The 16,013-nt window shown below is 33.3% G+C and carries 12 protein-coding genes; 7 read left to right on the top strand and 5 right to left on the bottom strand.

Translation table 11 applies throughout. From position 1 onward, the window contains the following. Positions 1–43: 43 nt before the first annotated feature. Together ABXT06_RS04055 and ABXT06_RS04050 are read left to right on the top strand one after the other, a co-directional pair. Positions 44–2,746 carry a putative LPS assembly protein LptD gene (locus ABXT06_RS04055; RefSeq protein ID WP_354589596.1) on the top strand — a complete coding sequence of 901 codons (2,703 nt, stop codon included), beginning with the start codon at positions 44–46 and terminating at the stop codon, positions 2,744–2,746. A 28-nt stretch (positions 2,747–2,774) separates the two neighbouring features. Continuing rightward, positions 2,775–3,155, top strand: coding sequence for a RidA family protein (locus ABXT06_RS04050; RefSeq protein WP_354589595.1), 381 nt, complete (start codon positions 2,775–2,777; stop codon positions 3,153–3,155). Here ABXT06_RS04050 and ABXT06_RS04045 read toward each other — a convergent pair. From ABXT06_RS04045 to ABXT06_RS04025, 5 genes are all read right to left on the bottom strand, one after another. Continuing rightward, on the bottom strand, positions 3,136–3,510 hold the full coding sequence (locus ABXT06_RS04045; protein WP_053470300.1) for a methylglyoxal synthase: 375 nt from the start codon (positions 3,508–3,510) through the stop codon (positions 3,136–3,138). The two genes, ABXT06_RS04050 and ABXT06_RS04045, sit on opposite strands and share 20 nt — an antisense overlap. Positions 3,511–3,520: 10 nt before the next feature. Beyond that, complete coding sequence (locus tag ABXT06_RS04040; RefSeq protein WP_095930500.1) at positions 3,521–4,372, bottom strand: N-acetylglucosamine kinase; 852 nt, start codon at positions 4,370–4,372, stop codon at positions 3,521–3,523. A gap of 131 nt (positions 4,373–4,503) precedes the next feature. Beyond that, positions 4,504–5,508, bottom strand: a complete 1,005-nt coding sequence (gene gap / locus ABXT06_RS04035; protein ID WP_012026555.1) for a type I glyceraldehyde-3-phosphate dehydrogenase — start codon at positions 5,506–5,508, stop codon at positions 4,504–4,506. Positions 5,509–5,604: 96 nt separating this feature from the next. After that, entirely contained in the window at positions 5,605–6,591 is a 987-nt protein-coding gene (gene pfkA, locus ABXT06_RS04030; RefSeq protein ID WP_290965757.1) for a 6-phosphofructokinase, read from the bottom strand. A gap of 308 nt (positions 6,592–6,899) precedes the next feature. Further along, positions 6,900–11,426: a translocation/assembly module TamB domain-containing protein gene (locus ABXT06_RS04025; RefSeq protein ID WP_354589594.1), complete on the bottom strand. Its 4,527-nt coding sequence runs from the start codon at positions 11,424–11,426 to the stop codon at positions 6,900–6,902. Between the two features lie 206 nt (positions 11,427–11,632). Here ABXT06_RS04025 and tsaD point away from each other — a divergent pair, with 206 nt between their 5' ends. From tsaD to ABXT06_RS04000, 5 genes are all read left to right on the top strand, one after another. Further along, positions 11,633–12,655, top strand: a complete 1,023-nt coding sequence (tsaD, locus tag ABXT06_RS04020; protein ID WP_354589593.1) for a tRNA (adenosine(37)-N6)-threonylcarbamoyltransferase complex transferase subunit TsaD — start codon at positions 11,633–11,635, stop codon at positions 12,653–12,655. A 3-nt stretch (positions 12,656–12,658) separates the two neighbouring features. After that, positions 12,659–13,363 (top strand): 16S rRNA (uracil(1498)-N(3))-methyltransferase, encoded by a 705-nt coding sequence (locus ABXT06_RS04015; RefSeq protein ID WP_354589592.1) that lies wholly within the window; start codon positions 12,659–12,661, stop codon positions 13,361–13,363. A gap of 144 nt (positions 13,364–13,507) precedes the next feature. Then, positions 13,508–14,146 (top strand): DUF4159 domain-containing protein, encoded by a 639-nt coding sequence (locus ABXT06_RS04010; protein ID WP_354589591.1) that lies wholly within the window; start codon positions 13,508–13,510, stop codon positions 14,144–14,146. A 10-nt stretch (positions 14,147–14,156) separates the two neighbouring features. After that, a complete protein-coding gene (locus tag ABXT06_RS04005; RefSeq protein WP_354589590.1) occupies positions 14,157–14,654 on the top strand; it encodes a TrmH family RNA methyltransferase in 498 nt (165 codons plus the stop codon). Positions 14,655–14,951: 297 nt separating this feature from the next. After that, positions 14,952–15,914, top strand: a complete 963-nt coding sequence (locus ABXT06_RS04000; protein ID WP_354589589.1) for a zinc metalloprotease — start codon at positions 14,952–14,954, stop codon at positions 15,912–15,914. Positions 15,915–16,013: the final 99 nt, after the last annotated feature.

Genomic DNA, 16,013 nt, shown 5'->3' with positions numbered 1-16,013 from the left:
ATTTTTAGAATTGATTATTTTTGCCAAAAAATTATATGTAAGTTTGACGTGTCAAAAAACAAGCCATAATTTTACAAAAATAGCATTTAAACCTTTGCATACAAACTTATTTAATATCGTTTTAGTATCATTTTTCCTAACTATAGGTTGTGGTAATTTATATTCGCAAGAAATAAAAAACAAAAAAAAGCCTTTACCTGCTGTAAAACAAACAGATAAAGAAACTACTGCGATTACAGACACCATAAAACTAGACACTGTTAAACCAAAAAAGACTTTTTTGGACGGAAAAGTTAGATACAAAGCAAAAGATTATGCTAAAATTGATCAGAAAAAAAAGCTGATTACTTTATATAACGAAGCTGAATTATATTATAAAGATGTTGAGTTAAAGTCGGGTATAATTGTACTTAATTATGAAAAGGACGAAGTTTATGCTGGAAGAATTAAAGATTCTGCAGGCGTTTTAACTCAATATCCAAACTTCAAACAAGGGTCAAGCGAGGTACAGCCAGATTCTATCCGTTTTAATTTTAAAACAAAGAAAGCTTTAATTTATAACTCGAGAACAAAACAAGGTGAATTAAACATTAAGGCTTCTGTTACTAAAAAAGAAAACGACTCAGTATACTTTTTAAAAGGCGCTCGTATTACAACTGCCCAAGATATTGACCACCCTGAGTACTACTTTCAAACCAGCAGGATTAAATTTGTACCAGGTAAAAAAATTGTTGCTGGATTGACGCAATTAGTAATTGCTGATGTTCCTACTCCACTTGCATTGCCTTATGGTTTTTTCCCTTTAAGCAAAGAAAAAAGCGTTTCAGGTATTATCATTCCAAGTTATAACGATTCTAACACAAGAGGTTTTTCATTACAAAATGGAGGTTATTATTTTGCTCTAAGCGACAATTACGATTTGACTGTATTGGGAGATTATTACACCAACGGAAGTTACGCCATGAGATTTGAGTCGGCTTATGCAACACGATATAAATATAGGGGAAATGTAAACATCCGTTTTGAAAACTTAATCAATAGTGAACGTGGTTACCCTGATTATTCTAAACAAAGCATTTACAACATTCAGTGGTCGCATTCTAAAGATACTAAATCAAACCCGAATTCTACTTTCTCTGCTTCTGTAAATATGGGTAGTAGTAAGTACTTCAAACAGTCCATCAACCAAGCCAATATTGGATCGAACTTAAACAACACTTTAAGTTCTTCAATTTCATACAATAAAACTTTTAACACAATTCCTGGCTCACGTATTTCGCTATCGGCAACTCACAGCCAGAATACACAGACAGAAGACATTATCATGACGCTTCCGTCTCTACAAGGAAGTATTGACCGTGTATATCCTTTTGTTGGAAAGAACGGCGTAAAAAAGGGATTAATCAAAAATATCAACTTACAGTATAATGTAAGCGGTAAAAACTACTTTAAAACAAAAGATTCATTGTTTTTCAAACCTCAAATGTTTGATGATGCCCAATTAGGATTACAGCAAACAATTCCGTTGAGCACCAATTTCAAGATTTTTAAATATTTTAGTGCCGGTGCTTCTACTACTTATCAGGAAACATGGGTTAACAAGACCATTCAGAAAGTTTATGACCCTGCTGCAGGACAAACTATCAACAAAACAGTAAATGGTTTTGACGCTTTTAGAACGTACAATTTCAGCACCAATTTAGGAACAACAATTTACGGAACTTTTAATTTTGGAGATGATAAAAAAATTCAATCTATTCGACATGTCATGCGTCCAAGTATAACATATGCTTATACTCCAAGTTTTGAAAAATATTATGATACCTATGCCGTAGACGCTTCTGGAAGAATTACTTCTGAATATACCAGATTCGAAAACGGATTATACGGAGCGCCTGGAAAAGAGAATTCTAATATTGTTGGTTTTGCTCTGAGTAATACTTTTGAAGCAAAAGTAAGAGACCGTGACAGCACAAAAACAGAACCTAAAAAGATAATGCTGTTAAACAACTTAAACTTCAGCACAAGCTATAATTTCAATGCTGACGGAAAGTCGACTTTCGGATGGCAACCAGTCTTAGTTAGTGGTGGAACTCAGTTTTTTGACAATAAAATGAATATGAATTTTGGCGCTACATTAGATCCGTATGCGATTGATAATGGAGGCAACAAAATTGATAAATTCAACATTGACAATGGCGGAAGTTTATTTAGAATGACAAGTGCAAACGTAACTTTAAATTATTCATTCTCAAACAAAGGAACTGGAAAAGAAAAGGAGAAAAATAACCAAAGCCAGCGAAACGGTGGTCGAAGTGACGACTTATTCGGTACAAATACAGACTTAAATGACAGTCGTAACAGTCAGTTTGCTAATGAACCAGAAAAGGAAGATGTGATTACAGAATTTTTTAATTCTAAAGTTCCATGGGACATGACTCTTGCCTACTCCTTAACATATTCAAACATAAAACGAGAAAGCACTATTTCTGGAAACTCTATCATGGTCTCTATTAATACTGATCTTACTCCTAAATGGAAAGCTGGGGTTTCAACAGGTTACGATTTTGTACAAAAAGGAGTTACCTTTACACAATTTCGTTTTGAAAGAGATTTGTTAAGCTGGAGAATGGCTTTTAACTGGCAGCCGTTAGGAACAAATTCTAACTGGAACTTCTTTATCGGAATTAAATCTGGTATGCTTAGCGATATCAAATGGAACAAACGTAGCGTTTCAAATAGATAAACTACTTTCGAATCAAAATAATTTTATTATGAAAAAAATCATTTTTACCGAGAAAGCTCCGGCTCCAATCGGACCTTATAATCAAGCGGTATTATCTGGAAACACTCTTTATGCCTCTGGACAGATTGCAATCAATCCTGAGTCAGGAGAATTGGTTACAGACAATATTAATGATGAAACCGATCAGGTTATGAAAAACATTGCAGCTATTCTTGAAGCAGCAAACATGACTTTTGAGAACGTTGTAAAGTCAACTATTTTCATCATGGACATGAATAACTTTGGAGCAATAAATACTGTTTACGGTTCTTATTTTAATGAAAAAACCGCTCCAGCTCGTGAAACGGTTCAAGTGGCTTGTCTGCCAAAAAATGTTAATGTAGAAATTTCTATAATTGCAGTGCAATAGCATCTAATAATAATTGTGCCGTTGCTTCATTCGTTGCTAGCGGCACATTATGCACATCGCAAACACGAATTAGCATATTGATATCTGCTTCATGCGGATGACTAGACAAGGGATCTTTAAAAAAGAAAACCATCTGCGTAATTCCTTCCGCAACTCTTCCTGCAATTTGCGCATCGCCTCCAAGAGGCCCAGAAAGCATTCTCTGAGTTTTAAACCCTGCCGCTTCAGCTTTCCCTCCTGTAGTACCAGTACCAATTAACCTTATTTTTTCATTGTGCAAAACAGCTTCATTTTTGATTAAGAAATCAATCAAATCTGCTTTTTTTCCATCATGAGCAATAATGGCAATTTCCATAAACCCAGAACTATTGATTAGCGACATGGTATGCAATTAATCCATCAATAGGTCTTCTTAAAACATTCCCTAATTGAAGTTCATATTTATTGAATGTTTCTTGTAATTCATCTTTCAAATAAAATGCAATAGAACCAACAAAATGCACTGGAACTTCTTTGCAATTATCAAACTGTTTGATGTAATTCTTAACGAAAGATTTCATTCCTTTAAAAATGATTTTTCTGCAGAACTCAGTGTCTTTATGCTTAATTAAGAATTTAGCATAAGTAGCTAAATAAGCATTTGGATTTGGTTCTTTATATAATTTGTTTTTAATAAAATCTGGATCAACGTCGTACTCTTTTTCAAGTTCAACAGCCAATTCTTTAGGCATTTTATTAAAATAGTATTTTCTAATTAATTCTTTTCCAAAAACATTACCACTGCAATCATCCATTACGATATAACCTAATGATTGAACTTTTTGATGCAATACTTTTCCATCAAAATAACTGCAGTTAGAACCTGTTCCTAAGATAGAAACAATCGCTTCTTCCCCTTTTGGAGTTGTTGCATAAACAGCAGCGTAAGTATCTTCTTGAACGTCTACAATTGCGTTAGAAAAATATTCTTGAAAAATTCTTTTCAACCACTCTTTCATTCTGTCTGTACCACAACCGGCACCATAAAAGAATAAATGTGTAGCATTTTTTTTGTTTTGTAAGATATCAAAACGGTCATTTAATCTTTCGATAATTTCTGGCTCGTCTAGAATTTCAGGATTTAATCCTAAAGTTTGTGTTGTGAATAATACTTTTCCATTATCATCTATCGCAATCCAATCGGCTTTAGTAGATCCACTGTCAACTATTAATTTCATTTGTTTAGTTTTTGGAATTAGGTTTCTCTATTCTTAATTTAAAAGTGTGTTTTTTACATTAATTATAGAAGTAACAAAATAAGAAAATCCCGTTATTGTAAAGTAACGGGATTTTGCAAAAATATATATTATTATTTTAAACCTGCAATATGTACAGATAAATCAATTAATTTGCTTGAGTATCCGTACTCATTGTCGTACCAAGATACTAATTTGAAGAAAGTAGAGTTTAATCCGATTCCTGCACCAGCATCAACGATAGAAGTTCTTTTGTCTGAGATAAAATCTTGAGATACAACAGCATCTTCAGTATATCCTAAAATACCTTTCATTTCATTTTCTGAAGCTTTTTTCAATACAGCTAAGATTTCTTCGTAAGTAGTTTCTTTAGCAACTTTTACTGTTAAATCTACTACAGAAACGTCAGCAGTAGGAACACGGAAAGACATTCCAGTTAATTTTCCATTCAAAGATGGGATAACTTTTCCAACCGCTTTAGCAGCACCTGTTGAAGAAGGAATGATGTTGATTGCAGCAGCACGTCCACCTCTCCAGTCTTTTCTAGAAGGTCCGTCAGCTGTCATTTGAGTTGAAGTAGTTGCGTGAACAGTAGTCATTAAACCTTCAACGATTTCGAAATTATCGTGGATAACTTTAGCTAGTGGAGCTAAACAGTTTGTAGTACAAGAAGCGTTAGAAACAACTAAATCAGAAGCTTTTGCAGTTTCGTGGTTTACTCCCATTACAAACATTGGAGCATCAGCAGAAGGAGCAGAAATGATAACTTTCTTAGCACCACCTTTTAAGTGCTCACTTGCAGTTTCAATAGTTGTAAAGATACCAGTACATTCAGCTACTACATCTACATCAACTTCGTTCCATTTTAAGTCAGCAGGATTTCTTTCTGCAGTGATACGGATATTTCTTCCGTTTACATATAATTTTCCTTCTTTAACTTCTACAGTTCCGTTGAAACGACCGTGAACTGAATCATATTTTAATAAATAAGCTAAGTGGTCTACGTCTAACAAGTCATTGATTGCAACAACTTCTACATTATCTCTATTGAAAGACTCTCTAAAAACGATTCTTCCGATACGTCCAAATCCGTTTATTCCTAATTTTACTTTTGACATTTTACTAAATTTTTTGCTTTTGTTTTTATTACACTATTTCAAAGTCTAATTTCCTCACAATAAACTTCTTTTCTTTTTTTAAACTTTTTATATTGCTTATGTAGACATAATGTCTGACACTCTTAACAATTCTCTATCAATTTCTGATTTTCCTTTAATAGCTTGCTCAAGTGGAGTCAAGATTACTTTATCTTCGCGAAGTCCAACCATATAATTAGATTTTCCTTCAATTAAAGATTCTACTGCTTTTACTCCTAAACGGCTTGCTAAAACACGATCAAAACAAGATGGAGAACCACCACGCTGCATGTGTCCTAAAACAGAAACTCTTACGTCGTACTCTGGAAGGTTAGCCTCTACGTAATCTTTTAATTCGAATACGTTTTTACCAATTTTATCTCCTTCAGCAATAACAACAATACTTGATGATTTTCCTGATGCTTTACTTTTTTGAAGCGAATCTAAAAGACGATCTAAACCTAAATCTTCTTCAGGAATAAGGATTTCTTCTGCTCCTGCACCAATACCTGCATTAAGAGCAATATGACCAGCATCTCTACCCATAACCTCTACAAAGAAAAGACGGTTATGCGAACTTGCCGTGTCTCTAATTTTATCAATACAGTCTACAACAGTATTTAAAGCGGTGTCATACCCTAAAGTAAAACTTGTACCATAAATATCATTATCAATTGTACCTGGAATTCCCATTACAGGAAAACCAAATTCTGAATTAAAAATTAATCCTCCAGTAAAACTTCCATCACCACCAATAACAACCAAAGCATCCACCCCTGCCTTAACAAGATTCTCGTGTGCTTTTTTTCTACCTTCAGGGGTTCTAAACTCAACTGAACGAGCCGATTTTAAGATCGTTCCACCTTTGTTTACAATATTATTTACGCTTCGTGGTCCCATCTCCTTGAAGTCGCCTTCAATCATTCCTTGATACCCTCTATAAATTCCGATGCATTCTATATTATGGTATGCGCAAGTTCGAACAACTGATCGTATTGCAGCATTCATTCCAGGTGAATCTCCTCCTGAGGTAAGAACACCTACTTTTTTTATTGTTTTTGGCATTATTTAAGTATTAAAGTGTAAAATTAGCAAACATTCAGCACTTTTCGGGTTACGATTATCATAAATTAATAAAATCTGTTAAATTCAAACGTTTTCGTTAATAAGTTTTTTCTAGGAAAAAATTTCATTAAAAATAATAAAACGCTATTTTTTTAATTAAATCGTCAAAATTAACAATACCCTAATGAAGTGTTATAAAAATAGAATTTTCCGCTCACATGGAAAATTTTAAAAGAGTGCCTAAATTTAGCATAAAAAAAACCATTATAAGAATAATGGTTTTATAAAAGGTTATTTTTAACAAAGTGTTAATAATCGTTGTCAGGAATTAGTCCTTGATTATTACTTGGTGTTTGTTCCTGTTCTTTTTTCTTTTTCTTTTCTTCTTCTTTTTTCCTTTTCTCTTCATCTTCCTTCGCTTTCTTCTTATTTTTTTCTGAATCTTTCTTGCTTGAGAAATTCATATATTCAGGAAGATACGAATCTTGAAGATCGTCATGAGAAGAATTTTTTACAGCTTTTTCAATTTTATGGTTTTTAAACAGCTTGTTTACAAGCTCGCTAAAGGTATCAAAATCTACTTCGTAAGAAATACCGACACCTTGCGTATATCCAATTCCTTGTCCTATGTAATTAATGTCGTTTTCTTTATTAAATAAACGAAGGTTCATTGTTCCGTCTTCATTTACACGATATAGAATTTCAATATCTCCTACAATTGCAGATTCATTTACACCTCCAACAGGAACTCCTAATTTTCCGTTGATGGTAATTCTTTCATTTATCTGCGAAGATATATTAGCCACAAACTGACCGTCAACCTCCTGCCCTGTTCTTCTATCTGCAGCAATGTAGTTCAAGTCAATATTGACTTTATCATTATCCGATTTAATAATGCCACCCAACAAACTCGAAGCTGTTTCTGTCAATGTTCCAGAAAAATCTCCTTGGCTAAATCCGTCGGTACTCATAAACGAACCAGTCGATAATAAATAAAGTGCTTGTGTCTGACGAATATCTTTATCGTCTAACTTATATTGTATTTCTGATTTTAAAACATTACTTACAGATGGGAACTGAATATCAAAATTAGGTTCTGGACTCGCCAAATCTCCTCTTAATCCAATTACAACTTCTACAGGAACTTTTTTATTGAATGACGAAGTGTTATCTAAAAGAACTGCCGGATTGGCCTGAGTTTTATAAACTGCTTCTAAATTCAGCTGGGCACGCATCGGGTTTCCTTCCCAAATAATTGAACCTCCTTTTTTAACTGTAAACTTTTTATCGATAAGTCCGCCGTATTTAAAATTATAGGTTCCTTCATATGCCTGAAAATCTCCCCACATATTAAATTTACCTAACGTATTGATTTTAAACAAAAGCGATCCATATCCTTTTCCTTTCATACCATGGCCCGAATTTCGATCTAGAATAACCTCTACTTCGGCATCAGGCGTAATATCAAAATCAAATTCCAGCTCAAGTCCGTTATAATCTCTTGTTTTTTCAACAATTCCGTTTTCAAGATTGTACTTTTCTTTTGGCGTTACAAAATGAATCCAACTGCTTTCTCCAACACTTTGCGTATTATTAATTGGAATCTTAACTTCTGTACCTTTTTCAGATTTTGCATCTACCTTAATAAATAAACCTTCTACAGGACCTTTTATGCTGGCCGTTCCATTTATAAATGCTGTTCCAAAATACGCCGCATCATCACTGTCTTTTGTATCCAATGCCACTAAACGTTTCGAAGTAATATTTAAATCTAGTTTCCAATCGCCAAAATTATGATGCTCAATACTTCCGTTTAACAAACCTTTTGTACCGTATTTTGTATCCGTTAACTGGTTATTTCTAAACAGGAATTTCTCATTAGTTAAATCAATAACTGTTCGATCGCTTAATTCATAATCCGTATTAAGGTAAGGAATTGTCATTCCTGCTTTTTCAACATACAAACGTCCATTGATTTCAGGTTTTTTCAAATTACCAACAACAGCAGCATTTCCAGAAACAGAACCGCGTACATTTGATAGAACATCTCCTCCGATAGTTCCTAAAGTAGCCAAATTAAAGCCTTCCAATTTCAGGCTCATATCCATGATGGTTTCCTTATTCTCTACAGCAAAAGTTCCGTTAGCCCTAAACGATTCGGTAAAGCCATTCTGGATCGACGAGTTAACAGTGAATTTCCTAAAAGATTCATCTCCAGAAATATCAAAATTAAGCGTACCGAGTTCAGTCTTGTTCATTACAAGATGGTCAATCTTTATGGATGCCGTGGGCTGATAAACATTTCTATTCTGCTTATAATTGACATTTCCATTCAAATTACCATTAAATACAAACTTGGAATTGACGGGGGTTATTTTATTAATATCAACATCTTCAAAAGTCAGTTCGAGATCTTTATAATCTGTTCCTTTTATAACTCCATTTAAATCAATTTTCTGATTTTCATGAGATAAAACGATATTATCAAACGTGAAATTTTTAAAGAACTGATCAAAAATGATCTGATTATCTTTTTCAGCATCTTCATTCAAGTACCAGATATAGTCCTTAAACTTCATTTCAGATTTCTTGATTCCGACAATATTATTTTTACTCTTGTCTATTGTATGATATAAATCTAGATTAAAATAATCTTCTCCTTTATCTCCGCCTTTAAACTCCGAACGAACAAAAAGTGTATCATTTGCCGTAACATTAATCAAGTTAAAATCACGGATTTTATAATAAGGTGTCTTAATACTATCTAATTCGACATAAGCATTATAAAGCGGATTTTTATTATCAATATTAATACGTATGTTGTCAAATGTATTTTTGTCTGCTGTAATTTTTTTGGATCTGAAACGGAATTTAAATTCCTGTAAATCAGAATCTATTTTTCCTCTTACAACCGTAGACGAATCAATATTTATTTCTGGATAAAGCATTTCGACTACTTTATCATAAACACGGAAATTGAAATTCAGAAATTGACCTTTTCTAACTTTATAAGGTTTGTAATTGGTATATAAACTACCAACCGAATTCATCACCAATTTATCTAATTGATCAAATCTAAATTTACCTACAATTTTTCCATCTACAACATCATTGGAACTTACTGTAATGGTTCTCAAACGATCTGCATCAAAACTCGAATTCAAATTTACTTGATCAAAAACGTAGGTCGCTTTTGGATTTTGATATTCTGCATCATTAATAAAAATATCTCCCTGCAAGTTTTCAATAGAATTTCCAGACAGCTGAACCACAACATCTCCTTTAAAATGAGAAATCGAATCGCCAACGAATTTAAGCTTTCGCAAATCTGAGTTTTCAACATTAATATGAAAATCATATCTATTTTCTTTTCTGCTCAAATCCAATAAACCATCAAAATTTAAATTTAAATTCGGATCATTTATAGCAATTTGACCTTTATAATAAGGAAGCTTAAAATTTCCGTTTACTACTATATTATTATAGGTGTATTTATTGTAATCCAGTTTCGAGATGTCTCCTTTAATAACTGTATTCAAATATTTCTCTGTAAAACCAACTCCATCCACATCAAGATTCAAAGTCGTTTTTCCAATATCCTTTCGATCTAAAACTGCACCTACATCAAAACCATTTAAAACAATATTTCCAGAATAAGAAGCCTTATCAATAAAATCCATGTTATTCAAATGAAGATCAATTTCCCCATTTCCTATATCAGTAGCGATTTTAAAAGCGGTTTCTAATTCCGTTGTCGTCACTTTTGCTTTTCCTACAATATTAAATTTACCGATTCGCTTCATCTCTTTCGGAAGTCTCTTTCCTAAAACAACAGGAAGCAGAACTACCAAATCATCATAGCTGGAAAGCAGTTTATTAAACTTTCCATCCATAGAAAATTTCTGCGTTTTACTGCCCAACAGATTTCTGAAATTGATTGTTCCATTAATTTTCGATCCATTTGTGTCGCTTAGTCTCAATCCTGTAAGCGTAATATTATTTAGTGGACCGTCTAATTTGGTTTTAAGTTTAAAATGCTGATTTTTACCTAATCCATCATAAAAATGGCGAATATCATTTGTTGCAATAGAAGAAGAATCGATCAAAACATCAAATCGGACTTTATCTGTAAAATCAAGAAAATCGGATGGTTTATAATTTAAGATCGCTACACCATAAATAGAGGACCTTTTGGTTTTAATAGCCAGATTTTCAACTTTAATCTGTTTTTTGGTATAACTAAACTTTCCTGCAAAATTAGAAACATACAAACCACGGTGATCCATAAACGAAAACCTATGAATATTTGTATTCACATCTGGCCCATACAATTTAAACTCACTGATATATGCGTTTAATTTTGTAAAATCCAGAAATTTGGGAGTTGTTTTATTTTCGTCAACAACAGAAAATCTTCCTTTTTCGATATACGCGTTTTTAGCTGTTAGCAAAAAATGCTTTGTTGATTTTTTCTTAGGAGTATCTTCAACTTCAAAAGCCTGTATAAATTTGTTGATATTGTTCTCGTCTTCGCCTTTGTAGGTTTTCAGATTAAAAATCAAACCTGTCAGACGCAAATCTCCAAAAATTAAATCTCCGTCTAACAGTCTGCTAAAACTAGCTATATCGGTTGTAATGATATCCGAATAAATCATCGTTTTTTTATGATGATCCAAAATTGTTACTTTCTTCAATTTTACACCGCCAAAAATATTAATTGCTGTTTTTTCAACATTAATATTAACCTTATAATCTTCGTTTAATGAGTTGGTAACATAATTGGCAATCTGAGTCTGAACGACAGGAAGAGATAGTATGATAGCAAGCGCTAACAAAAGTAAAATCAGCCCAATTAGGGTTCTAGATATTATTTTCTTTACTTTTTTGATAGCTTCTTTAATTTTAGTTTTTCTTTTAATTTTTTTGAACAGACAAAGAACGGCTGTTTTTGATAAAAATTCTTTAATTTTGGGGCACTGCTTAAATCAAAGAAATTTAATAATTTGATTTGTCAAATATAATTCAAAATTTGTGCCTTTATATGCAAAATCCAGAGGTTTTTATTCTAGCCATCGAAAGTTCATGCGATGATACTGCTGCCGCGGTTTTACATAACGACAAAGTATTGTCAAATGTTGTAGCCAATCAATTAATTCATAATCAATACGGAGGTGTTGTTCCCGAATTAGCTTCCCGAGCGCATCAGCAGAATATTGTACCAGTGATAGATGCTGCACTTCGTAAAGCAAATGTACAAAAAGAACAGTTAAGCGCAATCGCATTTACACAAGGCCCCGGATTAATGGGCTCTTTATTGGTAGGGACTTCTTTCAGCAAATCATTATCATTAGCCTTAAATGTTCCATTAATTGCTGTAAATCATATGCATGCGCATATTTTGGCTCATTTTATTGATGAAGAAGGCTACGACAAACCAGAATTTCCTTTTTTAGCTTTAACAATTAGCGGAGGACACACTCAGATTGTAAAAGTGAATAGTTTTTTTGATATGGAAATTATCGGAGAAACCACAGATGATGCTGTAGGTGAAGCTTTTGATAAAAGTGCCAAAATTCTCGGACTTCCTTATCCTGGCGGACCTTTGATTGATAAATATGCGAAAGAAGGAAATCCGAAAGCGTTTCCTTTTACAAAACCGAAAGTTCCGGGATTAGATTTTAGTTTCTCTGGATTGAAAACGGCTATTTTATATTTCATTCAAAAGAATAAACAGCAGAATCCAAATTTTATCGAAGAAAACTTAAATGATATTTGCGCTTCTATCCAGCATACAATTATCGAAATTCTGATGGATAAAATTAAACTCGCTGTAAAAGAAACTGGAATTACACAAATCGCAATTGGCGGCGGAGTTTCAGCAAATTCAGGAATTAGAAGTACGCTAAAAGAAACCGAAAGCAAATATGGCTGGAAAACTTTTATTCCGAAATTTGAATATACAACAGACAATGCCGCAATGATTGGAATTGTAGGCTACCAAAAATACTTATCTAATCGTTTTGAAACTTCTGCTGTGGTTTCTAAAGCAAGAATCGAATTTTAAATCATGCAGTTATTTTTTAATCCGAATATAGACGAAACAACAGAAAGCTTTTCTTTTGACAAAGAAGAAAGCCGTCATATTATAAAAGTTCTCAGAAAGAAAGATTCAGATATCCTGCATGTTACAAATGGTTTTGGATTATTGTTTGAAACCCAGATTACATTGGCTTCAGATAATAAATGTACGGTTAAAGTCCTTAACATTACCAATGCCGAAAAACCAAAATTTCACTTGCATTTGGCAGTCGCACCAACCAAAATGAATGATCGTTTTGAATGGTTTCTAGAAAAAGCTACCGAGATTGGCATTCAAGAAATCACGCCAATTTTCTGTGATCGCTCTGAAAGAAAGGTGATTAACCGTGATCGCTTTGAAAAAATCATTCTTTCGGCAATGAAACAATGCAATGAAACTTTTTTGCCAAAATTGAACGAAGCCATTTCGTTTAAAGAATTCATTAAGCAAAAGCAAAATGGTTTATCTTTAATTGCACATTGCGAAGAAACCGATAAAAAATCACTAAAAGAGGTTCTAAAACCAAATGAAGATGTAACGATTCTAATTGGTCCCGAAGGAGATTTTTCGGAGAAAGAAATTGCATTGGCATTAGAAAACAATTACAAGCCCGTAACTCTAGGCAATACGCGTTTAAGAACAGAAACAGCTGCCGTTGTGGCTTGCCATAGTGTTGTTTTTCTTAATGAATAATTAACCGCAAAGTTTGTCATCCTGAGGAACGAAGGATCTCACGCGATTAGACAAAGATTGGCGACAAACTATGCGGAATTTCAAGTGTGATTTCTCCTTCGTCGAAATGACAAAAAATGCGAAAACAAGATATTTAAAACTTACATGAAAAAAATATTTTACTTATTATTACTTTTTTCAATCTCTTCATTTTCACAAGAAATTGCTTTGCTTAAATACAGCGGTGGCGGCGATTGGTATGCCAATCCGACTTCTTTGCCTAATTTAATAAGTTTCTGCAATGCCAATATCAATACGCGCATCAAAAACAAACCCTCAACTGTAGAACCAAGCAATCCAGATTTGTTTTCTTATCCGTTTGTACACATGACGGGACACGGAAATGTTGTTTTTAGCGATGCCGACGTAACAAACCTGAGAAATTATCTGACTGCTGGAGGTTTTCTGCATATTGATGATAATTATGGAATGGATCAATATATTCGAAAAGAAATCAAAAAGATATTTCCGAATAATAATTTAATCGAGCTTCCGGCAAATCATCCTATTTTCCAGAAACCTTTTCCTTTCCCAAATGGATTGCCAAAAATTCATGAGCATGACGGAACTCGTCCACAGGCTTTTGGAATTTTTATAGAAAATAAACTAGTATTACTTTATACTTACGAATGTGATTTGGGCGATGGCTGGGAAGATGCAGAAGTACATAATGATCCTGCTAACGTAAGAGACAAAGCACTTAAAATGGGTGCAAACATTATCAATTATATTTTTACTAATTAAATTTTAGAAGGTGCAACTGACTCACGAAGAAAATCAATTTGAGAGAAAAACATTTCCCATTACTTTAGTTTGCGATCATATTTACTTTCAGCAGAATATAGGTTCTTTGTTCCGAATTTCTGAAGCTTTCGGAGTTGAAAACATTATCTTTTTCGGAAAAGACATTCCATTGACACCTCGTAAAATCAATAAAACTTCTCGGAGTACACATCTTCATGTAGCACATTCTATAATTGAAAATTTTAACGAGCTTCAATCTTATTTACTTGATAATAATTTTGAGATTATCGCTTTGGAAATTGCTTCTAATAGCAAACCATTAAAAGAAGTTAATATTCCGAAAAATAAAAAAATAGCGCTTTTAATAGGAAGCGAAATCAACGGAATATCTGAAGAACTTCTTAAACTTTCTCATCAAATCGTACATATCAATATGTTTGGCAAAAACAGCAGTATGAATGTTGTTCAAGCTGCGAGTATTGCTCTTTATGAAATTACTGCTTTGTAAAAAATTGAACTCGAAAAATCTTTTTTAAAGCAACATTTAGATTTTATATTAAATTTATTTGTTAAAAATTATCGTTAAACGACAGATAATCACGACGAAATACATTTAGAAAACAAAAAGACAGAAAATACTGCATAATATTTTTAAATTAATTTTTGTAGGAATCAATGTTTGTAAGGGGTTGTAAAATTTCTCACAAAATTTTTATTCTAATATTTTGCAAGAAAGGTATTTTGTTATAAAATTGCTGCATTATTCAACTAATCAACATTTTTATAACAAAAAACCCAAATTATTATGAAAAAAGTTATTATTACCACATTTGCAGCATTAATGCTGTTTGCTTGTCAAAATGAACAATCTGATTCTGCTAATGCAGATGCTAGTGTTGCTTCTAGAAGAGGATGTGCCACACAAGAAGTTTTAGAAGCTCAATTGAAAGCTGATCCTTCATTGGCAATTAGAATGAATGAAATAGAAACTTTTACAGCACAACACGCAGGTTCTAATTTCACTGGCCGTTTGGTAAATGGTAAAATCGAAATTCCAGTTGTAGTAAACGTTTTATACAAAACTGCTGCACAAAACATTTCGGATGCGCAAATCCAATCACAAATCGATGTTTTAAACAAAGATTTTAATGCTTTAAACTCTGATTACAATAATGTACCAGCATTATTCGCAGGTGTTAAAGCTAACATTGGAATTACTTTTGTTTTAGATCAAGTTATCAGAAAATCTACTACCAAAACTTCTTGGGGAACAAATGACGCTATGAAGAAAACAGCGCAGGGCGGAATTGCACCTACTTCTCCAACTACAAAATTAAACATGTGGTCATGTGCAATTGGTGGTGGAATCTTAGGTTATGCACAATTTCCTGGTGGTTCTTCATCTACTGATGGTGTTGTAATTGATTCTCGTTACTTCGGATTATCTGGTTCTGCAAATGCGCCATTTAACTTAGGAAGAACAGCTACACACGAAGTGGGTCACTGGATGAACTTACGTCACATTTGGGGAGATGCAACTTGCGGAAGCGATCTTGTTGCAGATACTCCAACTCATAATACAGCAAACTACGGTGTTCCTGCTTACCCTCATTACAGCACTTGTACAGGTACACCTGTAGAAATGACAATGAACTACATGGATTATGTTGATGATGCTGCAATGTACATGTTCTCGACAGGTCAGAAAAATAGAATTTCGGCTATTTTTACAACAGGAGGAGCTAGAGCTTCTTTTGCACAGCCGTGATAAAAGAAACTTAATTAAAAGCGAGATGAAATCATCTCGCTTTTTTTGTTTATCCCCGAATTTTACAATGCTTTTTCCTATATTTATGGTCTAAATTTT

This window comes from Flavobacterium sp. UW10123, from assembly GCF_040538975.1.
In the GTDB taxonomy this organism is placed as follows: Bacteria; Bacteroidota; Bacteroidia; order Flavobacteriales; family Flavobacteriaceae; genus Flavobacterium.
The sequence above is the reverse complement of the archived record's forward strand: the minus strand, read 5'-3'. Positions and strand labels throughout refer to the sequence as shown.

Bases quoted from the DNA above. Each gene is read 5' to 3' on its own strand.
- ABXT06_RS04050 (WP_354589595.1), top strand. From the start codon at position 2,775: ATGAAAAAAATCATTTTTACCGAGAAAGCTCCGGCTCCAATCGGACCT.
- ABXT06_RS04045 (WP_053470300.1), bottom strand. From the start codon at position 3,510: ATGGAAATTGCCATTATTGCTCATGATGGAAAAAAAGCAGATTTGATT.
- ABXT06_RS04040 (WP_095930500.1), bottom strand. From the start codon at position 4,372: ATGAAATTAATAGTTGACAGTGGATCTACTAAAGCCGATTGGATTGCG.
- gap (WP_012026555.1), bottom strand. From the start codon at position 5,508: ATGTCAAAAGTAAAATTAGGAATAAACGGATTTGGACGTATCGGAAGA.
- pfkA (WP_290965757.1), bottom strand. From the start codon at position 6,591: ATGCCAAAAACAATAAAAAAAGTAGGTGTTCTTACCTCAGGAGGAGAT.
- tsaD (WP_354589593.1), top strand. From the start codon at position 11,633: ATGCAAAATCCAGAGGTTTTTATTCTAGCCATCGAAAGTTCATGCGAT.
- ABXT06_RS04015 (WP_354589592.1), top strand. From the start codon at position 12,659: ATGCAGTTATTTTTTAATCCGAATATAGACGAAACAACAGAAAGCTTT.
- ABXT06_RS04010 (WP_354589591.1), top strand. From the start codon at position 13,508: ATGAAAAAAATATTTTACTTATTATTACTTTTTTCAATCTCTTCATTT.
- ABXT06_RS04000 (WP_354589589.1), top strand. From the start codon at position 14,952: ATGAAAAAAGTTATTATTACCACATTTGCAGCATTAATGCTGTTTGCT.